The organism is Olsenella kribbiana, assembly GCF_036408795.1.
GTDB lineage: Bacteria > Actinomycetota > Coriobacteriia > Coriobacteriales > Atopobiaceae > Olsenella_L > Olsenella_L kribbiana.
In genome coordinates this window covers 1-22,068 of the sequence record NZ_JAZGJP010000011.1, presented here as the reverse complement: position 1 = coordinate 22,068, position 22,068 = coordinate 1, and the positions used below count along the sequence as shown (strand labels likewise).

24 protein-coding genes are annotated in these 22,068 nt (G+C 60.5%); 7 read left to right on the top strand and 17 right to left on the bottom strand.

The features are described from left to right. The first annotated feature begins 147 nt into the window (after nucleotides 1–147). Nucleotides 148–876 (top strand): GntR family transcriptional regulator, encoded by a 729-nt coding sequence (locus VXJ24_RS08225; RefSeq protein WP_330972449.1) that lies wholly within the window; start codon nucleotides 148–150, stop codon nucleotides 874–876. Here VXJ24_RS08225 and VXJ24_RS08220 read toward each other — a convergent pair. From VXJ24_RS08220 to VXJ24_RS08200, 5 genes are all read right to left on the bottom strand, one after another. Next, nucleotides 873–1,697 (bottom strand): energy-coupling factor transporter transmembrane component T family protein, encoded by an 825-nt coding sequence (locus VXJ24_RS08220; protein WP_330972448.1) that lies wholly within the window; start codon nucleotides 1,695–1,697, stop codon nucleotides 873–875. The genes VXJ24_RS08225 and VXJ24_RS08220 overlap by 4 nt on opposite strands. Beyond that, a complete protein-coding gene (gene cbiM / locus VXJ24_RS08215) occupies nucleotides 1,684–2,700 on the bottom strand; it encodes a cobalt transporter CbiM (RefSeq protein ID WP_330972447.1) in 1,017 nt (338 codons plus the stop codon). Before cbiM ends, VXJ24_RS08220 begins: the two co-directional genes overlap by 14 nt. A gap of 161 nt (nucleotides 2,701–2,861) precedes the next feature. Next, nucleotides 2,862–4,175 carry a histidine--tRNA ligase gene (gene hisS, locus VXJ24_RS08210; RefSeq protein ID WP_330972446.1) on the bottom strand — a complete coding sequence of 438 codons (1,314 nt, stop codon included), beginning with the start codon at nucleotides 4,173–4,175 and terminating at the stop codon, nucleotides 2,862–2,864. 184 nt (nucleotides 4,176–4,359) lie between these two features. Beyond that, entirely contained in the window at nucleotides 4,360–4,797 is a 438-nt protein-coding gene (mscL, locus tag VXJ24_RS08205) for a large conductance mechanosensitive channel protein MscL (RefSeq protein ID WP_330972445.1), read from the bottom strand. Nucleotides 4,798–4,965: 168 nt separating this feature from the next. After that, nucleotides 4,966–6,018: a branched-chain amino acid aminotransferase gene (locus tag VXJ24_RS08200; protein WP_330972444.1), complete on the bottom strand. Its 1,053-nt coding sequence runs from the start codon at nucleotides 6,016–6,018 to the stop codon at nucleotides 4,966–4,968. Between the two features lie 217 nt (nucleotides 6,019–6,235). Here VXJ24_RS08200 and VXJ24_RS08195 point away from each other — a divergent pair, with 217 nt between their 5' ends. Both VXJ24_RS08195 and VXJ24_RS08190 read left to right on the top strand, forming a co-directional pair. Beyond that, complete coding sequence (locus VXJ24_RS08195; protein WP_330972443.1) at nucleotides 6,236–7,294, top strand: threonine aldolase family protein; 1,059 nt, start codon at nucleotides 6,236–6,238, stop codon at nucleotides 7,292–7,294. After that, nucleotides 7,291–8,223, top strand: coding sequence for a DMT family transporter (locus VXJ24_RS08190; protein WP_330972442.1), 933 nt, complete (start codon nucleotides 7,291–7,293; stop codon nucleotides 8,221–8,223). Before VXJ24_RS08195 ends, VXJ24_RS08190 begins: the two co-directional genes overlap by 4 nt. 52 nt (nucleotides 8,224–8,275) lie before the next feature. Here the strand turns inward: VXJ24_RS08190 and VXJ24_RS08185 are convergent, their stop codons facing one another. The 6 genes from VXJ24_RS08185 to VXJ24_RS08160 form a co-directional block, all read right to left on the bottom strand. Then, on the bottom strand, nucleotides 8,276–9,238 hold the full coding sequence (locus VXJ24_RS08185; protein WP_330972441.1) for an L-lactate dehydrogenase: 963 nt from the start codon (nucleotides 9,236–9,238) through the stop codon (nucleotides 8,276–8,278). 165 nt (nucleotides 9,239–9,403) lie between these two features. Then, a complete protein-coding gene (locus VXJ24_RS08180; RefSeq protein WP_330972440.1) occupies nucleotides 9,404–10,054 on the bottom strand; it encodes a pentapeptide repeat-containing protein in 651 nt (216 codons plus the stop codon). Nucleotides 10,055–10,160: 106 nt separating this feature from the next. Then, nucleotides 10,161–10,787 (bottom strand): DUF47 domain-containing protein, encoded by a 627-nt coding sequence (locus tag VXJ24_RS08175; protein WP_330972439.1) that lies wholly within the window; start codon nucleotides 10,785–10,787, stop codon nucleotides 10,161–10,163. 34 nt (nucleotides 10,788–10,821) lie between these two features. Beyond that, a complete protein-coding gene (locus VXJ24_RS08170; RefSeq protein ID WP_330972438.1) occupies nucleotides 10,822–11,871 on the bottom strand; it encodes an inorganic phosphate transporter in 1,050 nt (349 codons plus the stop codon). Nucleotides 11,872–12,035: 164 nt separating this feature from the next. Next, entirely contained in the window at nucleotides 12,036–12,818 is a 783-nt protein-coding gene (locus VXJ24_RS08165) for a ZIP family metal transporter (protein ID WP_330972437.1), read from the bottom strand. Continuing rightward, a complete protein-coding gene (locus VXJ24_RS08160) occupies nucleotides 12,815–13,186 on the bottom strand; it encodes a winged helix-turn-helix transcriptional regulator (RefSeq protein WP_330972436.1) in 372 nt (123 codons plus the stop codon). The genes VXJ24_RS08165 and VXJ24_RS08160 overlap by 4 nt, the downstream gene beginning before the upstream one ends. Before the next feature lie 139 nt (nucleotides 13,187–13,325). On the opposite strand from VXJ24_RS08160, the gene VXJ24_RS08155 reads away from it, so the two are divergent. After that, nucleotides 13,326–14,114, top strand: a complete 789-nt coding sequence (locus tag VXJ24_RS08155) for a dioxygenase family protein (protein ID WP_330972435.1) — start codon at nucleotides 13,326–13,328, stop codon at nucleotides 14,112–14,114. A gap of 60 nt (nucleotides 14,115–14,174) precedes the next feature. Continuing rightward, on the top strand, nucleotides 14,175–14,732 hold the full coding sequence (locus VXJ24_RS08150) for an NADPH-dependent FMN reductase (protein WP_330972434.1): 558 nt from the start codon (nucleotides 14,175–14,177) through the stop codon (nucleotides 14,730–14,732). Between the two features lie 83 nt (nucleotides 14,733–14,815). Here VXJ24_RS08150 and VXJ24_RS08145 read toward each other — a convergent pair whose 3' ends face one another. The 4 genes from VXJ24_RS08145 to VXJ24_RS08130 form a co-directional block, all read right to left on the bottom strand. Next, nucleotides 14,816–15,433, bottom strand: a complete 618-nt coding sequence (locus VXJ24_RS08145; RefSeq protein WP_330972433.1) for a flavodoxin family protein — start codon at nucleotides 15,431–15,433, stop codon at nucleotides 14,816–14,818. Between the two features lie 44 nt (nucleotides 15,434–15,477). After that, nucleotides 15,478–16,593, bottom strand: coding sequence for a hypothetical protein (locus VXJ24_RS08140; RefSeq protein WP_330972432.1), 1,116 nt, complete (start codon nucleotides 16,591–16,593; stop codon nucleotides 15,478–15,480). Nucleotides 16,594–16,687: 94 nt separating this feature from the next. Beyond that, nucleotides 16,688–18,352: an ABC transporter ATP-binding protein gene (locus VXJ24_RS08135; RefSeq protein ID WP_330972431.1), complete on the bottom strand. Its 1,665-nt coding sequence runs from the start codon at nucleotides 18,350–18,352 to the stop codon at nucleotides 16,688–16,690. Next, on the bottom strand, nucleotides 18,349–20,037 hold the full coding sequence (locus tag VXJ24_RS08130) for an ABC transporter ATP-binding protein (RefSeq protein ID WP_330972430.1): 1,689 nt from the start codon (nucleotides 20,035–20,037) through the stop codon (nucleotides 18,349–18,351). The genes VXJ24_RS08135 and VXJ24_RS08130 overlap by 4 nt, the downstream gene beginning before the upstream one ends. Before the next feature lie 195 nt (nucleotides 20,038–20,232). Between VXJ24_RS08130 and VXJ24_RS08125 the strand changes: the two genes are divergently transcribed. After that, nucleotides 20,233–20,871 carry an NUDIX domain-containing protein gene (locus VXJ24_RS08125; protein ID WP_330972429.1) on the top strand — a complete coding sequence of 213 codons (639 nt, stop codon included), beginning with the start codon at nucleotides 20,233–20,235 and terminating at the stop codon, nucleotides 20,869–20,871. Then, entirely contained in the window at nucleotides 20,852–21,130 is a 279-nt protein-coding gene (locus tag VXJ24_RS08120) for a DUF1905 domain-containing protein (RefSeq protein ID WP_330972428.1), read from the top strand. Before VXJ24_RS08125 ends, VXJ24_RS08120 begins: the two co-directional genes overlap by 20 nt. Before the next feature lie 135 nt (nucleotides 21,131–21,265). Here VXJ24_RS08120 and VXJ24_RS11505 read toward each other — a convergent pair whose 3' ends face one another. Both VXJ24_RS11505 and VXJ24_RS08115 read right to left on the bottom strand, forming a co-directional pair. Continuing rightward, on the bottom strand, nucleotides 21,266–21,568 hold the full coding sequence (locus VXJ24_RS11505; protein ID WP_430623816.1) for a type II toxin-antitoxin system RelE/ParE family toxin: 303 nt from the start codon (nucleotides 21,566–21,568) through the stop codon (nucleotides 21,266–21,268). After that, the gene (locus VXJ24_RS08115; protein ID WP_330972427.1) at nucleotides 21,568–21,840 is read right to left on the bottom strand and encodes a type II toxin-antitoxin system RelB/DinJ family antitoxin; all 273 of its coding nucleotides are present in this window, start codon (nucleotides 21,838–21,840) and stop codon (nucleotides 21,568–21,570) included. Before VXJ24_RS08115 ends, VXJ24_RS11505 begins: the two co-directional genes overlap by 1 nt. Nucleotides 21,841–22,068 lie beyond the last annotated feature (228 nt).

Sequence of the window (22,068 nt, the reverse complement as noted above, 5' to 3'; positions counted from 1 at the left end):
CTCAGCTGCAGCCCACGTCTTTCCTGCTGACGCACAAGTAATTGCCCGAATGCCGCCGTTTGGCCGACAGATGCAGCTCTCTCTATTTCTTGGATGCTAGTTTGCGTGGTATGCTAGCCAAGAAAGGTACGAGAGGAGATTCCATCCATGGCAGGGACGACAGAGCAGGTCGAAGAGCGCCAGGAAGCAGCCGAGCTTCCCGACAAGCAGCAGGACGAGGCATATGAGCGCCTGAAGCGCGGCATCATCGAGTTCGAGTATCTTCCCGGACAGCGCCTCTCTGCCAAGGATGTGCGCGAGACCTTCGGCGTCGGCAGGACGCCGGTACGCGAGGCAATCGTGCGCCTGCAGCAGGAAGGCCTTGTCTATACGAAGGCCAAGAGCGGCAGCTATGTCTCCCTCATCGATATGGATGCGGCCAAGAGCGCCCATTTCCTGCGCCTCAATATCGAGCGTCCTGTCGTGCGCGAGGCAGCAGCACGCTGCACGGAAGAGAGCCTCTCGGGCATGCGCGCCACGATCGAAGCGCAGAAGGCAGCCGTCAGGAGCCATGACCAGAGGGCGTTCTTCGATGCAGACAACGCGATGCACGAAGCGATCTATACGATTGCCGGCAGGACCTACGAGTGGGCCTGGCTTGCACGCGGCGCTGTCGACCTCGACCGCTTCCGCTGGCTCCATGTGAAGGCACGCGGCCTCGGCTGGCAGTCCATTCTGGACGAGCACGAGCAGCTCCTTGGCGCCCTCGTGCACCACGATCCCGAAGAGGCAGCCTACCTCGTCGAGCACCATCTCCATGTGATGCTCGACGAAAAGGAAGAGGTCCTCTCTGCCTTCCCCGACTACTTCAAGAACGCAGAGGACCAGACGGCCTAGAGGACGCCTTCGAGCACAAGGAAAGCCACCACAAGCAGGATGGCGCCTGCCGCCCAGAGCGCATCGGCCGGACGGAATGCGAGCGTGTCGGGCACGATATAGTCCCCCTCGAAGCCGCGGCAGCGCATGGCATCCGAGGTCGTCTTCGCTGCCCGCTGCGCCTTCAGGAGCACGACGCCGCCGACTCCGCCCAGGGCGCTTCCCTTCTCGTGGTTCCTGCCAACGCTTCGCATCTTCAGGGATCCGAGCACCTCGAGCGCCGTCTGTCCGAGGTCATAGATGCTCTTCAATGCCAGCTCGACAGTCAGGATGAAGACATTCGGCACATGGAAGGCGCGAAGCGCCCCGGTGAGCTCGGAGAGCGGCGTCGAGAGCGCCACGATCATTGCGATCGAGACCGAGACGAAGACCTTCGTGCCGATAAGAAGCGCCGAGCTCGCCTGTCCCAGAAGGATGGCTGGAAGCATCAGGAGAGCACTCAGGATGGCTGCTCCCGCAGATGTCTTCAAGCAGCGCGAAAGCGCCTTCTGCGGCAGCAGCGCCATGCGCACGAGCGTGACAGCAAGAAGCAGAAGCGTGAACGCGAAGTTCGTGGCACAGGAGCCGAGGATGATGGCAAGAAGGCCAAGCGCGAGCTTCACGGGAGCAGAGGGAGAGAGCGCCCAGGGCCTGCCTCCATCAAGCCTCAGGCGTGCCAGGACCCCTGCCACGGCCTCCATGCTCTTGCGTATGAATGAATCCCTGTCAGCTGCAGGCTCGTAGCGCTCATCTGTCAGCAGCCACTCAGGCAGCTCCCGTGCCTCTTCCCTATCGCGTGCCAAAATCGGCCTTCTGCTTTCCTCCTGCTGCGAGAAGCCGGAACACGATCACGAGCACGGCGGCGCCAATCACGGCAGAAAGGACATAGCCAGCCCAGTCTGGAAGTGCCCCGAACGAATAGTCAGGAATGAGCGCCTCCCACATCCAGCCAGAGGAAAGGCCTTGAGGTGCATAGCCGACCGCAGCGCTCACGTCTTCGGGCGCCCATTCTCCCCACGCATCGCCTTCGGCCAGAAGGCCGAGCGGCACAAGCACGATGAGGGCACACATCAAAGCTGCCATCGCCCTGCTCGAGCGGGAGGCGTCCTTGTCCGTCGCACCGAGCCCCTCGATTCCGAAGGAAGGGGCAGCCTTCCTCACATAGGCCAGGATGCCAACAGTGAAGATTGCCTCGGCAGCGCCCGCCACCGTGAGGTGCCCCGCAAGCATCGCAGGGACCGAGACCCAGAGCGGATAAGGACAATAGAGCGCGTTGCCGGCAGCATCCGTGAAGAGGAGGGGCTGGATGCCGAACTCGATGCCAGCACAGAGCGCCGCTGCGTTGATTGCGACGTAGGAGGCAATGCCTGCAGCCACAAGCTCGGATCTCAACGAGGACGCACCCTTCTTCTTCCGGTGCATGAGCCAGGTATAGATGCCATACCCCACCTGCGGCAGGATGAAGGCCATGTTGAAGCAGTTCGCGCCGAATGCCAGAATCCCGCCATCGCCGAAGAGGATGGCCTGGAGTGCAAGCGCAACCGAGAGCGCAATCGTCGCTGCCCAAGGGCCAAAGAGTATCGCGATCAGGGTGCCGCAGACGGCGTGCCCTGTCGTGCCTCCGGGAATCGGCACATTGAACATCATCGCGAGGAAGCTGAAGGCAGCAGCGAGGCCCAGAAGAGGCATCTTGTTCTTCGGCACGGTCTCGCGCACGCGCCTTGTGGCATGGACCCAGACGGGGACCATGGCAGCGGTGAGCACGCCACAGGTCGAAGGGCTCAGATAGTTCTCGGGGATATGCATGGGAAGCCTTCCTGCCTCACGATATGACTGTTTCTTTATAGCAGAAGAGCGGAGCCAAAGCTCGGCGCCGACACGCCTGTGCAATGAAGGAGCTGCCACTCCTTATGTAAAAAGGCTCCCATCCGAAGACGGGAGCCCCGCTGAATCATCTGTCTGCGCTCTTACGCGAGGCGTGCCTTCACGGCATCCGCCAGGCTCTCGAAGGGCACCTGCACCTGCTCGTGCGTATCCATATCGCGCAGCGTCGCCTCGCCTGCTGCGACCTCATCCGGACCGATAACGACGCAGAGACGTGCATGGAGCTTGTCTGCCTGCTTGAACTGGCTCTTGAGCGAGCGTCCCTGGTAGTCAGCCTCCGCACGGACACCGGCGTTCCTCAAGGCGAGCGTCGCCTTGAAGACAGCCTCGCGCTCCTCTGCCGACGTGCCTGCCACATAGATGCATTCAGGCTCCGGCGTCTCGAGCGTGCTGCCCTGGGCAGCAAGCGCAAGCGCGATGCGCTCGAAGCCCACGGCAAAGCCGATGCCCGGCGTCGGCTTTCCGCCTTCGAGCTCCATGAGGCCATCGTAGCGGCCGCCGCCACCGATAGCGCCGACGCCGGCATCGGTCGCCTCGACCTCGAAGACCGTGCGCGTATAGTAGTCAAGGCCGCGCACGAGCGTCGGATCCTCGACGTAGGCAACTCCTGCCTCGTCGAGGTACTTCTTGACCTTCTCGTAGTGCTCGCGACAGTCGTCGCAGAGGTTGTCTGTCACGAGCGGTGCGGACTTCATGACCTCGCGGCAGTGGTCATTCTTGCAGTCGAAGCTCCTGAGCGGGTTGATGTCGGCACGCTCGAGGCAGTCCTCGCACATCTCGTCCTTGTGGTCCAAGATGAACTGCCGCACCTTCTCGCGGTAGGCAGGACGGCAGGCTGCATCGCCCATCGAGTTGATCGAGAGCCTGAGCTTCGAAGGATCGAAGCCGAGACGCTTGTAGAACTCCATGAGCATGATGATGCACTCGGCATCGGCTGCAGGATCTGCCGCGCCGAGCCATTCGACGCCGACCTGGTGGAACTGGCGCAGGCGTCCCTTCTGCGGACGCTCGCCACGGAACATCGCTTCCGCATACCAGAGCTTCGCAGGCGCCGCTCCCTGCGGCACGAAGTTGTTCTCCACAGCTGCACGCACGACGCCTGCCGTGCCTTCCGGCCTCATGGCCATGCGCTGCTTCGGCTTGAGTCCCTTCTCCGTGCCTGCCTCGAGCAGGTTCTCGAAGAGGGCGCCAGAGACGACGCGGAACATCTCCTTGCGCACGACATCCGTCGACTCGCCGATGCCGTGGACAAAGGTATCGACCTGCTCGATGGCAGGCGTCTCGATCATATCGAAGCCATAGGTGCCGAAGAGGTCGCGTGCAACATCCTGCATATGCTGCCAGCTGCGCATGTATCCGCCATAGAGGTCCTCGGTACCCTGAATCTTCTGTGCCATCAAAGGCTCCTTCCTGCATGCTGAAGCATGCTCTCAGCCGTGGCCACAAACAGAGGAGCTCCTGCTTCCTGCCTTCCACGGCCGCTCGCAAGTATAGCGCTTTCGCCTCATTCCCCCCATCATGCACGATGCCTGCCCCACATGAGGGACAGGCATCGACAGCAGAGCGATCTTTCCTGTGCCTCTACTCGGCGTGCGCGCCGCCAGGGATCTCGCCGCCGCAGTGCGGGCACCTCGTGGCGCCTTCCTTGACCTCTTCGAGGCAGTGCGGGCACTTCGGTGCCTTCTTCTCGACCTCTTCCTCCTTCGTATGGAAGAGCTTGTCCTCTGCCTCCTTGAAGCGGTTCATGGCCTTGACCATGCAGAAGACGATGAAGGCGACGATGAAGAAGTTGATGACAGCCGTGATGAAGGCACCGAAGTCGATGGAGGTGCCCGGCACGACGAGGCCCGTGACCTCGGCGCCGCCGCCGGAGATGAAGGAGATCAGAGGATTGATGATGTTCGTGCAGAGCGATGTCACGATGTTCGTGAATGCACCGCCGATGATGATGCCGACTGCCATGTCCATCACATTGCCGCGGGACACGAACTCCCTGAATTCCTTGATGAAGCTGCCCATGCTTGCCTGCCCTTCGATTCGGGTTCCTTTCGTCCCTCAACTGTATGGCACTTTTCAGCTAAGAGTCACGACAAATCGGGACAGTTTCCGAGGGCAGGCAGGAAATTCCTCTGCGAAAAAGGCGTCCTGCCGAAGCAGGACGCCTTGAATGCGCAATGGCCTGAGAAGCTAGTCGACCTTGATCTCGTGGACCCAGCCGAACTTGTCCTCGATCTCGCCGGACTGGATGCCAGTGAGCGTCTCGCGGAGCTTCTTCATGACAGGGCCGACGTGATCCATGCCGTAGACGATCTTCTCGTCGCCGTTGTCGACCTCGCCCACCGGGGAGATGACAGCTGCGGTGCCGCACATGCCGCACTCGACGAAGTTGCCGATCTCGTCGAAGCGTACCTGGCGCTGGACGACCTTCATGCCGAGGTAGTGCTCAGCCACATCAACGAGCGAGCGGCGGGTGATGGACGGCAGGATGGAGTTCGTGGCGCTCTTCGGAACGACGAGCGTGCCCTCCTTGTCGACGAACAGGAAGTTCGCGCCGCCGGACTCCTCGACGTAGGTGCGGGTCTGGGGATCCAGGAACATGTTGTCCGCATAGCCTGCCTTGTGCGCCAGGACAGACGGATAGAGCGACATAGCGTAGTTCAGGCCAGCCTTGATGTTGCCGGTGCCGTGGGGTGCTGCACGGTCGTACTCGGAGACCTGCACCTTGACCGGCTTCACGCCGCCCTTGTAGTAAGCGCCGACCGGCGTCACGAGGATGCGGAACTGGTACTCGTCAGCAGGCTTGACGCCGATGACGTCGCCCGTAGCGAACATGAGCGGGCGGATATAGAGCGTTGCGCCCGTGCCGAAAGGCGGCACCCAGGCTGCATTGGCACGGACGACCTCGTCGACTGCCTCGACGAAACGGTCCTCAGGGAACGGCGGCATCACGATGCGCTCTGCGGAATCGTGCATGCGGTGGGCGTTCTGATCGGGACGGAAGCAGACGACACGGCCATCCTTGGTCGTATAGGCCTTGAGGCCCTCGAAGACCTCCTGGCAATAGTGCAGAAGGCCGGCGCACTCGGAAAGCGTGACAGTGTGGTCAGGGGTAAGGCCGCCCTCGTCCCAGGCACCATCCTTATAGTTCGAGACGTAGCTGTAATCGGTCGGCTGATATGCAAAGCCAAGGCTCTGCCAGTCGATATCCTTCTTCTGAACCATGACACGCTCCTCACGCAATCGACTCGGGAGCCAGCCCTTCTTGCCCGGCTCCGATTGTGTGAAGAGTCTACAACCGTAACCATAATGTGGCGGTAGGTGGAACAGCCCTGAAACAAAGACGGCACTTCACCTACATCTCAGTGCCCTGCCATCAAGTTCCTCATGGCCACGCAGGTTCCGCCATTTTCCACAGCTGCCCTGCTACGATAGTCCAAACATCAGAAAGGATCTGCCCATGCGCATGTTCAGGAACGATTATTCGGAAGGTGCCGCCCCAGAGGTGCTCCAGGCTCTCATCGACACGAACGAGGAGCAGTGCCCCGGCTACACGGAAGGAGATATCCACTGCGAGTGTGCCCGCGCGCTCATCCGCAAAGCGGTCGGCCTTCCCGATGCTGCGGTCGAGTTCTGTGTCGGCGGCACTTCGGTCAACCTCATCGCAGTCACCGGCATGCTCCGTGACTGGGAAGGTGTCATCGCAACCCCGCTTGCCCATATCGCGACACATGAGACCGGAGCTGTCGCAGCAGCCGGCAGGACGATCCTGCTCACTGACGATACAGACGGATTCGTCTCCCCTGACGCTGCAGAACGCATCTGGGAGCGCCAGTGCGCAGGAGGCAGGCATATGACAAAGCCGGCGCTCATCTACATCGCCGACACGACCGAGATCGGCGGCGTCTGGTCCCACGAGCGCTTCTTTGCGCTTGCAGACTGGGCAGACGCCCATGATATCCCGATCTATGTGGACGGCGCACGTCTTGCAAGCGCCCTCGAAGCCCGGGACGCGGACCTTGCGCTCGAAGACATCGCGAAGCGCGCGGCCGCCTTCACGCTTGGCGGCACGAAAGATGGGCTCCTGTTCGGAGAGGCGCTGGTCTTCACGGACGAACGCCTCAAGGAAGCGTTCCCCTATGTCCAGAAGGAGCGCGGCGGCCTCATGGCAAAAGGAAGGCTTCTGGGCGTCCAGTTCGAGCGCGCCTTCACGCCGGACGAAGACGGAGACCTGCCCTGGCTCCGCTATGCGCGCCAGGCGAACAGAAGCGCAGCGCGGCTCTTCGAAGGCCTCTCCAGGCTCGGCTTCGAGCCCTATGGCGGACACGATTCGAACCAGCTCTTCTTCTATGTGACAGAAGCAGAAGAGCTTGCCTTCCGCGGTGCCTGCGGCGCCGAGACGATCTCCGTGCTCCCCGATGGCAGAAGGATCATCCGCTTCGTCACGAGCTGGGCTACGAAGATGGAGGATGCAGACGAGCTTTCCGCCTTCGCCTCCACTCTCAGGAGCCGAGGATGAGCGTCTCGGACAGAAAGAGGCTCTCCTCTGCCTATGCCGTCTTTGCCCTTGCAGTTCTCAGCTGTGCCCTCTGGGGATCTGCGATTCCTGCGATCCGCATCGGCTATGCACTCCTCGGCATCTCCTCTGCCGACGTTGCGGACCAGCTCGTCTTTGCCGGACCGCGCTTTGTCCTGGGCGGCATCATCGTCTATGTCCTCCAGGGCGCAAGGACTGGCAGCTGGCACGCCACCCCAGCCGAGCTTCGCGCTGCTGCCCAGATCGGATTTTTCCAGGTCTTCGCCCAGCAGCTTCTGGGATATGTCGGCCTTGCCCATGCAACAGGCGTCTCAGGCTCCATCGCGTCGGGTGCAGGCGTCTTCATGATGCTTCTGGCCTCCTGCTTCGTCTTCCGTCTGGAGAAGATGACCCTGAACAAGGCCCTGGGCTGTCTCTGCGGCTTTGCCGGCCTTCTGGTCGCGACCGGAGGCATCGGGCAATCCAGCCGCTTCGGCTGGGGCGAGACCCTGATGCTTGCCTCCTCCGTCGCAGGTGCGGCAGCGACCGCGCTCATGAGGAAGAAGGCACAGTCAGAGGACCCTCTCAAGCTCTGCGGCCTCCAGTTCATGCTGGGCGGAGCCTGCCTTCTGGCGGCGGGGCTCATCCTCGGCGGCAGGCTCGAGATAGCCACCTTCGCAGAGCTTGCGGTCCTTGTCTGGCTTGCGGTGGTATCCGCTGTCGGCTTCTCTTCGTGGAGCCTTCTTCTCAGGGACAACGATATCTCCCGCATCGCGCCCTACCAGTTCCTGATTCCTGTCTTCGGCGTCGCGCTCTCGCTCGCGACGATCGGCAGCGAGGGCACGCCTGTCGGCCCCGCAACGGCGCTTGCCCTTGTCCTGATTGCAGCAGGAATCATCCTCGCAAACAGAAGACCTTCCTGCGCATCATGAAGAGGGCTCCCGGCAGATGCCGGAAGCCCTCCCGCTCTTCCTTGGGCCTCCCTCAGGCTTCGGGGAACACCTTGTCGAGGTTCTCGCGGACGATGTCGCAGCTTCTCCTCATGGCACGGCGCTCATCGTAGGTGAGGTCAATCTCGAGCACCTGCTCGACGCCCTGGTCAGACAGGATGCACGGCACGCCGATGGAGATGCCGGACTCGCCGTACTCGCCTTCGAGGTGAGCCGACAGAGGGATGACAGCACGCTCGTTGTGCAGGATCGACATGATGATCTGGCTCACGATGGAAGCGATGCCGAACTCCGTGCAGCCCTTGCCCTTCACGATGCGGCTGCCGGCCTCCTTGACCTGCTTCTTGATATCGTCGAAGTCGAGCTGCGCCTCTCCGCCTTTCCTCATCGACAGGTACTCGCGCAGCTGGATGCCGCCGACGGAGATGTGCGACGTCGGAATGAACGACGAATCGCCGTGCTCGCCCATGCAGAAGGCATTGACCTGGCGCGAATCGACGCCGATCTCGCGGCCGATGATGCCGCGCAGGCGGGCAGAGTCGAGTGCCGTACCCGTGCCGAACACGTGGCCGCGCGGCAGCTTCATCGTGCGGTACAGGTACTCTGCAACGATATCGGACGGGTTCGAGACGGAGATCAGGATGCCCTGGAATCCGGAGTCGCGAATCTGGGGGACGATGCCGTCCAGGACCTGCATCGTGGCGCCGAGCATCTCGAGACGGGTCTGGCCCGGCTTCCTGCTCCTGCCGGCAGTCATGATGACAAAGTGGGCATCGGCGCAGTCGGAGTAGTCTCCGGCGCGGATCGTAAACGACTCGCCGAGGCCGCTAGCGAGATCCTGGAGATCCATGGCCTGGGCCTCTGCTGCCTCGCGGTTCACGTCAATGAGGACGATCTGGTTCACGAGGTGACGGAACATCAGGCAGAGCGCGCAGTGCGAACCGACGCGACCAGCGCCGACGATCACGACCTTGCGGGTATGCATCTTCTTCTCCATGGAGCAACATCCCTTTCCGATAGAAACAGGCAGGCATCGCCGCCTGTACAGATAGCTTCCACCGTGGCCACGATAGCACGCTGGAAGCGCCCCCGTGGCCAGATGCGCACGTAGAGCCGTCTGCCGATTAATTCAGCCCTTCGGGAAATTTCTCCGCTTACCAGATCAGAGCTCTTTCACCTGCACGCCCAGGATCGCAAGGACAAGCGGCGCCTGGCCGAGCGAGACAGAAGCTCCCTTGAGCTCTGCAAACGTATCGGAGATGCGGATGCCGTCGATCGTGGAGGATGAGAGGTCGCATCCCTTGAGGCTCGTGCCGAAGAGCTCGGCACGCGTGAGGTCGGCATCTTCAAATGCAAGGCTTTTCGCCTTCATATGGTCGAGGCTTGCCTCCCGAAGTGCGGAAGAGACGAACTTCACATGCCGTGCCTTCGACTCGGAAAGGTTGGCATAGCCCAGAAGGCACGATCTGAACGAGACGCGCTCGATATAGGACCCATGGAAGTCTGCTCCCGTGAAGCGGCAGTCAGAAAGCCTGCAATCACGCAGGAAGCTTCTTGCCATATGCGCACCCGTGAAGTCGCAGGACGAGAACGTGCAGCCATCGAAGCTTGCCCGCGCCCAGCGGGTATCTGCAAACGAGACCTGGCGGAACGTGCAGCGCTCGAACTCTGCATGGCCAAAGGATCCGGAAAGCGTCTCGCACGCAAACACGCAGCCGGAGATGTCGGCATCCTCTGCCATGAGGAGAACGTCCAGGCTCTCCCCTTCTTCCTCGTCGAAAAGATCGTCCATCTCGTCTGCCACGCGGCTCATGCTGCCTCCCTGCTGTCCTGGACGTACAGCATATACCAAGCAGCCGCCAGACAAGGACGGAGGGGCGCTCGCGCACCCCTCCAGAAACTCTCTCTGTGTCCCGCAATCACGCAGACTTCATGACAATGGAGCGGACAACGCCTGCCACCGCATCGATGGAGTCCAGGCACTCCTCCATGCGGTCGAAGATCCTGAGCCATCCCACGATATGGCCTGGTCTCGACTCCTTCTCTTCCTGGAAGAGCTTCCTCACGCCGTTCTCGTATACGGAATCTCCCTCATCCTCGATGTGTCCCATCGAGATGGCTATCTGCATGCATTCCGGATCGTCCTTGTAGTGCGGAAGCCGGTCAATCATCTCATGCATCTGCTTGGCAGCGATGAGCGTGAGCTCTGCCATCTGGACAGCCTCTGAGCGCATATGGGAGACGTTGAAGAGATCGAGCCTCGTCGAGACGCCCTTCATGTTGTCGACGACGTCGTCCATCTTGAGGGCAAGGTCCATTACATCGTTTCTGTCGAACGGCGTGATGAAGGACGTATAGAGCTCCTTCATGATGGCCTGGACGCGCTGGTCGCATTCCGACTCATGGAGCTTCATCTGCGGAATCATGATCTCCGTCTCGGGATAGCCGCGTATCAGCTTCTCATAGTCGACTGCGCACTCCTCGATCGCAGCTGCAAAGTCCTTGAGCTTCGTGTAGAACGGATCTTCTTTCTTCATGCGGGCCATGGGCCACCATTCCTTTCGAGATAGGGATTCGCGTCTAGAACCACAGGAGGAAGAGCTTGGCGAGGACAAAGCCGATGATGCCGCAGCCCGGGAACGTGAAGAGCCAGGTGTAGACCATGTCCTTCGCAATGGCCCAGTTCACGGAACGCACGTCCTTGGCAGCGCCGGCGCCCATGATCGCGGCGGTCTTCGTATGGGTCGTCGAGACCGGAAGGCCGGTGACCGTGGCAATGAAGAGCGAGGCCGTTGCAGAGACAGAGGCGGCAAAGCCCTGATACTTCTCGAGCGTCACCATCTCCATGCCGACCTTCTTGATGATGCGCTTGCCGCCCACGGCCGTGCCGAGCGCCATGACGCCGGCACAGAGGACCTCGATCCAGAGCGGGAAGCCGCCAAGGTCCGAGATGCTCGTGCCTGCAGAGAGGGCGATGGCAAGCATTGCCGTAGACATGAACTTCTGGCCATCCTGTGCGCCGTGCATGAGGGCAACGCCCGCTGCACCTGCAATCTGCATCGTGCCAAAGAAGTTGTTGGCCCGTCTTCGGTCTGCATGCCGGCAGGCATAGGGGATGATCTTCGCGATGGCCCAGCCTGCAAGATAGCCGAGCACGGTCGAGAGCACGAGGCCGTAGATGACCTTCGCCCATTCAGAGAAATTGACGCCTTCGACGCCGCCCGAGACAGCGATGGCAGCACCGGTGAGTCCTGCAATCAGGGCATGGGATTCGGAAGTGGGGATGCCGAAGATCCAGGCACCGACACCCCAGGCAACGATGCCGACCGTGGCTGCAGCCAGGGCGATGAGCGCTGCATGGGTATCGCCACCGAAGTCGACCATATCGGACATCGTGTCTGCCACGGCTGTCGAGATCATGGTCATGGCTACCAAGCCTACGAAGTTGCAGGCAACGGACATGGCAATGGCATGCTCGACCTTGATCGAGCGTGTGCCCACCGGCTCTGCAATCGCATTCGCGGCATCCGTCGCGCCATTCACGAAGATGGTGCCGAGAACGAGGATGATCACGAGAGCGAGGAAGGGGTTGGCCGAGACCAAAGCAAGGAACTGCGAGAAGGTAATCAAAGGTTGCCTCCACGGGCTTCATCCATCCGCATGTAAAAGTGCAAAAAGCGGCTTACGTAATGGAATTGTACGCATTGCGTAAATCCATCGTAAGCCGCTCGCCGATACCTTACACTCCGCTGACAAAAGAAGTCAGAGCTTCTGCCTTCGCTGTTCCGCCCCTACTATCCCAGCGCCACATCGAGGACCATCATGACGACAAAGCCAAGGGCAAAGGAGATGGTCCCCCAGTTCGAATGCTCCCCTTCGCTCATCTCCGGGATGAGCTCCTCCACGACGACATACATCATGGCGCCTGCTGCAAAGGAGAGAAGGACCGGCATCGCCGAGACGATGACCGAAGAGGCCGCCACGGTGATGATGGCGGCAATGGGCTCGACCGCGCCGGAAAGGACGCCGAGCGCAAACGTCTTAGCCTTGCTCATGCCTTCAGCACGAAGCGGCATGGAGACGATGGCTCCTTCCGGGAAGTTCTGGATAGCGATGCCCAGCGCCAAGGCAGCAGCGCCTGCAAGCCCGACGCCGGCAGAGCCTTCGAGGACCGCTGCCATGACGACACCTACCGCCATGCCTTCAGGGATGTTGTGGATCGTGACCGCAAGCACGAGCTTCGTCGTGCGGGAAAGGCCAGATTTCACGCCCTCCTCCTGTCCATCGAGATGCATGTGAGGTGTCAGCGTATCGAGGATGAGAAGCAGGGCCATGCCGAGAAGGAAGCCTATCGCGCAGGGAATGAAGGCAAGGCTTCCGAGCGTCTCTTCCGCCTGCTCGAGTGCCGGGGCCAGGAGGCTCCAGAACGAAGCTGCAACCATGACGCCAGCCGCAAAGCCCCCGAGGATGCGCTCCGTCCTCTCGGAGAGCCCGTCCTTCATGAAGAAGACAAGCGCCGCACCGAGGCTTGTGCCAGCAAACGGAATGAGGATATAGCCAAGCATCTCTGGTGTCATTTCACGTCCTCCTTCGTGCCTTCCTTCTTCTCCTGTGCATCAAGATATTCTATATAACGCTCTCCCCAGCTGCCCACCGCATCGAGCACCGGCTGGAAGGTCTGGCCAAGCTCCGTGAGCTCATACTCCACACGAGGAGGCACCTCGGGATAGACGGTCCTCTTCACCATCCCTTCTGCCTCGAGCTGCTTCAGCTGCGAAGAGAGCGTCGAGTGCGTAAGCTGCGGCATCCTGCTCTGGAGCTCCGAGAACCGGAGCGTCCCTTCGCTCAGATGATGCAGGATCACGATCGTCCACTTCCCCTGGAGCACCCACTGTGCCGTCACGAAGGGGCAGGTGCCGAAATGCTCTGGCTTCTGTCGTGCCATATCCATCTCCTTTCTGCCATAGGTATCTGAAAACATACCAGGTAGCGAGAAAAAACAGTATTGCTATCGCTTTAGTGTCATTTATAGTACAGGACAACAAGCAAGTCCAGAATTGATACCTGGAAGCGAGATGGTACTTATGAGCACGACCAGCACCGAAACACGCCAGCCCGCCCTCTTCATCGGACACGGCGACCCGATGATGGCACTCAGGCATGACGCAATCTCGGAAGGCCTGGCCTCTGTCGGCGAGCGCCTCAAGGCACACCATCCGAAGGCAATCCTCGCCGTCTCGGCCCACTGGTTCACGCGCGGCACGCTCGTGCAGTCAGACCCGACACCCCGCCAGGTAAACGACATGTACGGCTTCCCGCCTGAGCTCTACGCAATCCACTACCGTCCCTCTGGCTCGAAGGAGCTCACCGAGCGCGTGCTCGAGCTTCTGGGAGATGATGTCGCTGTCGACGATACCTGGGGCATCGACCACGGCGTCTGGACGCCGCTCCATCACATGCTGCCTGAGGCAGACATCCCGGTGGTCGAGCTCTCCGTGAATGGCCTCAAGAATGCCAAGTACGCCTATGAGGTCGGACAGAAGCTCAGCGCCCTGCGCGATGAGGGCTTTGTCGTCCTGGGTTCCGGCAATGTCGTGCACAACCTGCGCGAGGCCGACTGGGAAAACCCGCATGGCACGCCTCAGAACCTCCGCTTCGACGATGCAATCCTCGAGGCTGTGAAGAAGCGCGACGATGACGCTGTCATAGACTTCGAGAAGCTCCCTGAGGCAGCCTACGCCGTGCCGGCGCCAGACCACTTCCTGCCGCTCGTGACCGTCCTCGGCGCAGCCCAGGGCGAGGAGGCAGAAGTCTTCAACCATATCCAGAACCTTGGCTCGATCAGCATGACAAGCTACGCGTTCGGGCTCTGAGAATCGGGAATATAGCAAGAAAGGGGCCGCAATGCGGCCCGAAGGAAAGGAATGATCACCATGGCAGAACCGAAGATCTTGATCGTTGTGGGAACGCTCCGCAAGAACGGCTTCAACGAGCAGCTTGCAGAGAAGATCGAGAAGCTCCTCGAGGGCAAGGCAGAGGTCTCCCGTCTCGACTATGCCGACCTTCCTCTGATGAACCAGGACCTCGAAGACCCTGAGCCTGAATCCGTCAAGCGCATCCGTGACGCCGTACGCGAAGCCGATGGCATCTGGTTCGTGAGCCCGCAGTACAACGGCTCCTATCCGGGACACATCAAGAACCTCGTCGACTGGCTCAGCCGTCCGCTTCCGGGCCAGGGCCGCGACTCTGTCGTCATTGCCGGCAAGAAGGCAACGGTCTCCGGTGCCGGTGGCCGTACCGCCACAGCCGAGATGCGCGAGATGCTCGACAAGCTCCTGCGCTTCGTCGGTGTCCTCGTTATGGAAGAGGGAGAGGCTGGCATCGCCCTCTCCGGCGAGTCCTGGGGCTCCGGCAAGCTTGTCCTCGGCCCTGCTGATGAAGAGGCGCTCGAGGCCCAGGCCAACACGTTCCTCGGCTTCCTCGAGGCATAGAAGCAAGGCCTCTGGCTCAATGACAGGAGGGTCCGCTGCATGCGCTGCAGCGGACCCTCCTTCTTCATCTCTGGAGCTCAGGCTCAGTGGATCATGTTCGTCATGTGGTAGCTCTCACGCTCAGGAAGCCCATAGCGCTCGCGTCCGAGCTCGATCGACCTCATGAGGAAGACCATGTTGCGGGCGAGGTTTCGGGCAACTGCCATGCCTTCCTCATCCTCAGCAGCCTCTCCCCTCTTCTGGCCGAAGACGTCGGTCCAGTAGCTGCCCGAGGCGACTGGCATGCCGGAGATCGTGAAGTACTTGTAGAGCTCATCGAGCGTTGCCACGGTGCCAGCACGGCGTGCGACGGCGATGGCGCCGCCGACCTTCATCCGCTTGTCGAAGTGCGTGCTCATGAAGAGGCGGTCGAGCACGGCAATAATGGTCGCGTTGGCCGAGGCATAGTAGACAGGGCTGGCGACGACCAAGCCCTCTGCCTCCTCGAACTTCGGCGCAATCTCGTTCACGACGTCGTCGTAGACGCACTTGCCGGTCTTTGCGCATCCTCCGCATGCCATGCATCCGCGCACGGCCTTGCTGCCGACAGCGATCTCTTCTGCCTCGACGCCTTCTGCAGCAAAGATCTTCTCCATCTCGGAAAGCGCAAGCGCCGTGTTGCCATGAACACGCGGGCTTCCGTTCAGAAGCACGACCTTCATGTTCCCTCTCCTTCCAGGAAGGCCCCCTCGCCTTCCCGCAGTTCCTAGAATTCCGAAACCTTCTTGCCCGCCAGGATCTCTTCGAGCCTGTCGTGGTCGCCCTGCGTCTTCAGGAGCCTCCGGTAGCGCGAAGCCAGGTCCTGCACGGCGTCGCGCTGGCCGGTGGCAACTGCCTTCTCGAGCGCACGCATGAGGGCGCACTTGCCGGTCTCGCTCGGACCGTAGTGCTCCCCCGCACGCCTGAGGCGGCGCTTCGCCTCCTTGGAGTCGATGCTTGCAAAGACGCCAGGATGATGGAGCCCCTCATCGAGCTGCGCAAGCATCGGATCCACATCGGCGAGTTCGTGGTCGGTATCGAAGTCCTTGAAGGCAACGAGGTGTGCGACGCCGAGCGGAATCCTCTGGGTGTGGATCAGGTTGAGCGCGCGGTAGAAGTGGTAGCCCGCCATATCGATATCGCGGGCAATCAAGGGATAGGTACGCTCCAGTTCCTTCTCGAGCTCATCCTCGTCGCGCTTCATATCGAGGAAGGATGCACGCCTCAGATGAATCTGCGCATTCCAGGGATCCCAGCGAAGCGCCTTTGTCGCTGTGTCGAGGCCTTCGTCGGCACGGTCGAGGTAGTAGAGGCAGTCTGCCTTGAGCTCCCGGCCCAGTGCCTGGACGCCGAGCGATGGCATATACCCATCCGGCTTGAATGAGGCATCCGTGAGCTGTGCCAGCTCGATATCGACCTCGTCCTTGAAGTCATAGACCGAAGGATCTGCATCGGGGCCCTTGTCAGCCAGGTCGTCGAGCACCGTGATCAAGGGCTCGAGCGTATCGAGCGCCAGCTCATAGTGCTCGCGCTGGAACTGGCCTGCCGCCTTCTGGAGCCGGTCCATCTGCTGGAGCGCGAAGACCTGGAGCATCTCCTGAGACTGCTCAGGCGTCATGTGCTCAGGATCGGGGATGGCAAAGCCATCCTCTCCGCGCTCTGCAGCTGAAGGATTGATTGCGTTGTCGAGCTTGGCACGCTCGCGCTCGCGTTCCTTCTTTGCGGCCTCCTGGGCCTTCCTGGCCTCGATCATCTGATTCTGGGCATCTATATCTGCCTTCGAGCGCACCTGGATGCCGTGAAGCTTCTTCGTGCCGCCCTGGGGCTGTCTCAAATCTGGCATGTCTCTCCCTTGCTGGTCCATCCATCAGAGAGAAGCGTACCCGAAGATGGGCGGCTGCAAAGACGTGATGAGGAAGCGCACAGAGAGGCCACGCTCAGTCTGCATCTTCCCCGATATGGACGATCCTGCCGCCGTGGCCTGCTGCAGCAAGACGGTGCGAGACCGATATCGTGGTCCTGCCCTCCGCTGCTGCATCGAGGGCGGAGAGCACCTGCGCTTCAGTTGCCGGATCGAGATGCGATGTCACCTCATCGAGCAGCAGAAGCGGCGGATCGAAGACGATGGCGCGGGCAATGCCCAGAAGCTGGAACTGGCCTTCCGAGAACGTACCCTGCGTGCAGGGCGTCGCCAGGCCCTCTGGCAGGGCAAGAACGCTCTCCCAGAGGCCGACGTGCTCGAGCGCTGCCTTCGCCTGCCCTTCTGTGACGCGCGGATCTCCCAGCGTGAGCTCGTCCAAGACTGTGCCCTGGATCCTCCTGAATCCCTGCTCCACATAGCCCAGAGTCTTCCTGCGCTCATCAGCTGCAAAGCTTCCCGCAGGCTCGCCGAAGACAGAGACTGTGCCGCTATCCGGCTGGTAGAGGCCCATAACGAGATTGAGCACGGTGGACTTGCCAGCACCGGTGCGTCCCATCAAGGTGACGCGCTCGCCCGGCGCAACGCTAAGCGAGAAATCCTCGAGCACCGGCACATCCTTCTTGTAGCCGAAGGTCACATGCGAGAGTGCGACAGCTGCTTGCCTGTCTTCCGCGCCTGTCTTTTCCGGAAGCTTCTCCTCCGGAGCCTCGAGGAGCTCTCCGATGCGGGAGATGGCAGCTCCTGCATCCTGGATGGACTGGATCTCCATGCCGATATCGGAGATGGGCGTGAAGACGTTGCCGACGTAGCTGATGGCCGTGACAGCGCCGCCGACACTGACACCGAAGAATGCTGCCCAGGCACCACCCGAGCCGGCAAGGCCCATCATGAGAGCAATGACAAGAGAGGAGAGGGAGATGACAACAGGAGAGTACACGGCATCGCAGAAGTTCGAGCGGGTCTGCGCCGCAAACCCGTCATCCACCGCCTTGCCGTAGCGGCCTTCCATGAAACGCTCGGCTCCCATGAGCTGCACCATGCGAAGGCAGCGCAGGGTCTCTGGAATCTGCGCGCTCTCGCGGGCGATGGCAGAACGCGCATCGCGCCGTGCCTCTCTCGTCGTCTTCTGGATCCAGCGTGTCCAGAGCGCCACCACAGGAAGCGCGATGAGGACCAGGATGCCGAGGCCGGTGCTTTCAAGGAAGATGGCAATGACGATGCCTATGACCTGAAAGACATCGGTGATCATGCCGACAATGCCAGAGGCGAAGAGTGCCTCGATTGCATCCACATCGTTCACGATGCAGGCAGAGATCGCTCCTGCGTCATGCTCATGGAAATAGGCAGCAGGCAGCCGGTCGAGCTTTCCTGCCATGGCAGAGCGCAGCTTATGGGTGACCTTCTGGCCAAAGACCGCAATGGCTGCTTCCTGGCCAGCTCCTGCCAGGCCCTGACCGAAGACCGCCGCGACATAGAGGATGGCAAGCGTGAGCACGGAGGCATTCTTCGCCACGAGCTCGTCGACGATGAGGCCGAGGATATAGGGCGGCAGGAGCGCCAACACGATGGAGGCTACGATCACAGCAATGAGTGCCGCGGTGAGCAGCACATGCTCCTTCATGCAAGAGACGAAGACAGCACGTACCGGATGCGTCTTTCTTTCGTATGCCTTCTCCATCATGCCTCGCCTCCTTCCGAGACCTCGAAGAGCGCACGATAGGCAGGGCACGTCCCCATAAGCTCTTTATGGGTGCCGACAGAAGCCTTCCCGTCTGCCAGGCAGACGATCTCGGAGAGCTCGGGGAAGTGTGCAAGGCGGTGCGATATGAGGATGACAGCCGTGCCGCCCTCCTTGGCCCAGGACTCCAGATTGCGGAATGCCTCATCCTCTGTCGCCGCATCGAGCGAGGCGAAGGGGTCGTCGAGGATGCAGACGGGACGTCTGTTGCAGAGCGTACGTGCAAGGCCAAGGCGCTGCCGCTGGCCTCCCGAGAGTCTGCTTCCGCCTTCGCCGACAAGGGTCTTCTCCCCTTCAGGCAGAGCCTTGACCTCATCTGCAAGGCACGCTTCCTGAAGCGCTCGAGTGGCATCTGCATCGCTTCCGAGACAGACATTGTCTTCAATCGTGGCATCGAGGAGCTCAGGGTCATGCCCCAGGATGGAAAAGACGCCCTCTCCCTGCGGCGTGACCGTGCCCTCATGAGGGAGCTCTCCTGCTATGCAGCGAGCAAGACAGCTCTTGCCCGAGGCGACAGGACCGCAGACGCCGACAATATCGCCCGGCGCCACAGCAAATGACACGTCCTCAAAGAGCGGCTCCTGCCCCTCCCAGCCAAAGCCCAGGTGCTCGATCCTGATGCCGGAAGGCTCAGCTGCCTTCCGCTCTTCCTCCTCATGCTCTGACAGGTAGCCTTCGATGCGCTTCCAGGAGACCTGGGCTATCTGCACCGCATTGAAGAGCTTGGCTGCATGGGAGGACTTCACGGCGAGCTTCAGGAACACGGAGACATACATCGTAAATACTGCGATATCCCAGGTACCCGAGACGACGTTCTGGGCACCGAGGATGAAGATCGGCAGCACGCCCAGAAGCGCTACTGCCTGGTAGAGCGGCATCAGGGATGCAGAGAGCACATTGGCCTTGGCCTCTGCCTTCTCGTAGCGCGTGAGCTCATCCTCGAAGAGATGGTCACGCACCTCTTCAAGGCCGAAGATGCGGTAGGTCAGCGCTCCTTCTGCCCTGTCGAGAGCCGTGGCAGACATGGCAGAGACTTCCTTCTTCGCCGTTGCCACGGCGCCTGTCACGACACCCTTGAGCCGTGCCGCCAGGATATAGGAGACCGGCGGAAAGATGAGTGCAAGGAGCGTGATGCGCACATCCTGCGCAAACAGCACGACAAGGTAGCTGATCATGACCACACCGGTATCGAAGAGCTCGGTCGTGAACTTGCGCATGCCCTCGACGCAGTCATCCACATCGGAGAGCGCCTTGGTCATGACCTCGCCGCGCTCGGATTCGGTCTTTGCAATCTTGCCGGAAAGGAGATTGCGGTAGAGCGTCTTCTTCATGCGGCGGTCCACATCGTTTGCGAACCTGCGCACATAGAGGCGCTTGAGTGCCCTCATGCCCTGCACGAAGGCGATGGCCAGGACATAGAAGAGGCAGAGCCGAAGCATCGAGGAGGCATCGGAGAGATCTTGGAGGATATCTGCCAGGCACTGTGCCATGAGGCCCTCGAGCCAGGGACCCAGGACCATGCCAACGTTGTAGAGGATGCCTGTGAACGTGACGACGAGAAGCGTCTTCCACTCATCACGGAAATACGTGAGGATGGAGGCCTTCTTGTCTCCTGTTCCGGTGCCCAACGATATCGCCTGCCAAATGACAAGAACTGAAATGGAGCTGCAAGGAAAGCCTACCTTAGCACGCAAAGATAAACAGGAGGCAAAAGCACCAGAATCTGGCGCTCAAGACGCTGCTTCTGCTGAGACGGGTATATAGGCACTTGTATATCACTCAGACAGAAAGCTGATTTCTGCCTGCTGCATCAAGGAGGCAGCATGGAGACTGAACCGCTGCGTGACAAGAACGGCCTCACCGAGGAGGAGTTCCTGGCCGCCTATTCGCCGAAGAACTATCCAAGGCCCTCGCTCACGGCAGATATCTGCGTCTTCAGGAAGAAGGAGGGCAACCTCGAGCTTCTGCTCGTGAAGCGCGGCGGACACCCCTTCCTGGGATGCTGGGCAACCCCTGGCGGCTTCGTGAACCCGAAGGAGACGGCAGACGAAGCGGCGGCACGCGAGCTCGAAGAGGAGACGCATGTGGCAGGTCTCGCCCTCGAGCCGGTAGGACTCTTCAGCACACCAGGCAGAGACCCGAGAGGCTGGACAATCTCCTATGCCTTCTGCGCCCTCGACGACACTGGCGCCATCGCGAAGGCAGGAGACGATGCTGCCAAGGCCATCTGGTTCAAGGTCACACCGAGCCAGAAGGCTGGCAGGACGACGCTTGCGCTCGATGCAGGAGATGCCCATCTCGAGACATCCTTCGCAACTCAGGAAGCCCCTGTCACAGGAAGGCTCCGCCCGAAGGATGTGGAAGGTCAGGGCCTTGCCTTCGACCATGCAGAGATCATAGCTGCGGCCTGGCTGACGCTTCCTGAGAACGTGAGGTCCTGGCGTGCAGACCTTCTCCTATGATGCGGCGATCCAGGCAGTGCCTGAGAAGGGTGGTGCCTATGTCGCCTTTCCCTGCGATATCCGTGCACTCTTCGGCAAGGGACGCCTCAAGGTCCATGCAACCTTCGACGGCGTCCCCTACGACGGCAGCGTCGTGAACATGGGCGTGAAGAACGATGACGGAACGATTTGCTACATCATCGGCATCCGCAAGGACATACGGAAGGCCATCGGCAAGGAGCCGGGAGATACGGTCCACGTGGAGATCGTGCCTGCATAAGATCAGATGATAGAGATAGATATAGAAGAAGGGAGCCTGCCTGAAAGCAAGCTCCCTTCCGCATGCCTGCAATATCCGTCACTCCGCAGCGTACCAGATTGAGAAGGTGCGCCTATTGATCGGCGGCCCTCACGATTAGTGTCCAAACAGCTCATCATGGCTTCCAGTTCGCTCAAAGAATGCAACCTTATCGTTGGATGACCATATGACAAGCCAGTCACCTGCATTCGCGACATGGCACTCCTTGCGCCCCTCCCAATTGCCTGAGAGAGTATGCATACTATGGCGACGTCTCAGCTCTTCAAGCGTGTCAGGAGTGTTCTCGACAACAAGGCCGATGACCTTCTCAAGCTCAGACAGATCCCATCCGCGCCTTCTAGCTTTCTTCTTGAGGTCTCGTCTGAATGCTTTCGAATAGTCAGCAGTGAGCCGAGTCATCACTCCATCGCCGATTCGATGAGGCTATGAGCGTCCGTGAACCTGCCCGGTTTTCCGGAAGCCAGAAATGCATTGCCCTCCGCAATGGCATCAGAGCTTTCAGCATTCGGCTCTTCAGGCGCAAATGTCAGCGGAATGCGGTGTGTGTTGACCATCTGCTTGTAGAAAGCACGCGTAACCGAAGAGAGATCGAGACCATAGTATTCAGCAACTTCCGACGCGTCATGCTTGAGATTCTCATCGAGACGTATGGTAAGTGTGGATGAAGCCATCATTACTCCTTCCAAATGGCGTGTATGTACATCTATATATTTATGTCATTACATTCTATGCCATATATACTGCCCTCATCGGACAATACATATTCATTCAAATCGGATAAATGGCTGAGGACCTCCGGCATAACCGCAGGAATTCCTGTCGCCGCTCCGCTGCATCATATGGATGAACGGCTGATGCATCCGGAGGATCGGGGGACGAGATGGCGAAGGGTCATGCAG

What these genes read in the sequence shown, in the direction of transcription:
- VXJ24_RS08125 (WP_330972429.1), top strand. Translation starts at nt 20,233, where the DNA reads ATGGAGACTGAACCGCTGCGTGACAAGAACGGCCTCACCGAGGAGGAG.
- VXJ24_RS11505 (WP_430623816.1), bottom strand. Translation starts at nt 21,568, where the DNA reads ATGACTCGGCTCACTGCTGACTATTCGAAAGCATTCAGACGAGACCTC.
- mscL (WP_330972445.1), bottom strand. Translation starts at nt 4,797, where the DNA reads ATGGGCAGCTTCATCAAGGAATTCAGGGAGTTCGTGTCCCGCGGCAAT.
- VXJ24_RS08165 (WP_330972437.1), bottom strand. Translation starts at nt 12,818, where the DNA reads ATGACACCAGAGATGCTTGGCTATATCCTCATTCCGTTTGCTGGCACA.
- VXJ24_RS08225 (WP_330972449.1), top strand. Translation starts at nt 148, where the DNA reads ATGGCAGGGACGACAGAGCAGGTCGAAGAGCGCCAGGAAGCAGCCGAG.
- VXJ24_RS08175 (WP_330972439.1), bottom strand. Translation starts at nt 10,787, where the DNA reads ATGGCCCGCATGAAGAAAGAAGATCCGTTCTACACGAAGCTCAAGGAC.
- VXJ24_RS08115 (WP_330972427.1), bottom strand. Translation starts at nt 21,840, where the DNA reads ATGGCTTCATCCACACTTACCATACGTCTCGATGAGAATCTCAAGCAT.
- VXJ24_RS08195 (WP_330972443.1), top strand. Translation starts at nt 6,236, where the DNA reads ATGCGCATGTTCAGGAACGATTATTCGGAAGGTGCCGCCCCAGAGGTG.
- VXJ24_RS08185 (WP_330972441.1), bottom strand. Translation starts at nt 9,238, where the DNA reads ATGGAGAAGAAGATGCATACCCGCAAGGTCGTGATCGTCGGCGCTGGT.
- VXJ24_RS08180 (WP_330972440.1), bottom strand. Translation starts at nt 10,054, where the DNA reads ATGAGCCGCGTGGCAGACGAGATGGACGATCTTTTCGACGAGGAAGAA.
- VXJ24_RS08145 (WP_330972433.1), bottom strand. Translation starts at nt 15,433, where the DNA reads ATGAAGGTCGTGCTTCTGAACGGAAGCCCGCGTGTTCATGGCAACACG.
- VXJ24_RS08135 (WP_330972431.1), bottom strand. Translation starts at nt 18,352, where the DNA reads ATGATGGAGAAGGCATACGAAAGAAAGACGCATCCGGTACGTGCTGTC.
- VXJ24_RS08160 (WP_330972436.1), bottom strand. Translation starts at nt 13,186, where the DNA reads ATGGCACGACAGAAGCCAGAGCATTTCGGCACCTGCCCCTTCGTGACG.
- VXJ24_RS08155 (WP_330972435.1), top strand. Translation starts at nt 13,326, where the DNA reads ATGAGCACGACCAGCACCGAAACACGCCAGCCCGCCCTCTTCATCGGA.
- hisS (WP_330972446.1), bottom strand. Translation starts at nt 4,175, where the DNA reads ATGGCACAGAAGATTCAGGGTACCGAGGACCTCTATGGCGGATACATG.
- VXJ24_RS08190 (WP_330972442.1), top strand. Translation starts at nt 7,291, where the DNA reads ATGAGCGTCTCGGACAGAAAGAGGCTCTCCTCTGCCTATGCCGTCTTT.
- VXJ24_RS08140 (WP_330972432.1), bottom strand. Translation starts at nt 16,593, where the DNA reads ATGCCAGATTTGAGACAGCCCCAGGGCGGCACGAAGAAGCTTCACGGC.
- VXJ24_RS08150 (WP_330972434.1), top strand. Translation starts at nt 14,175, where the DNA reads ATGGCAGAACCGAAGATCTTGATCGTTGTGGGAACGCTCCGCAAGAAC.
- cbiM (WP_330972447.1), bottom strand. Translation starts at nt 2,700, where the DNA reads ATGCATATCCCCGAGAACTATCTGAGCCCTTCGACCTGTGGCGTGCTC.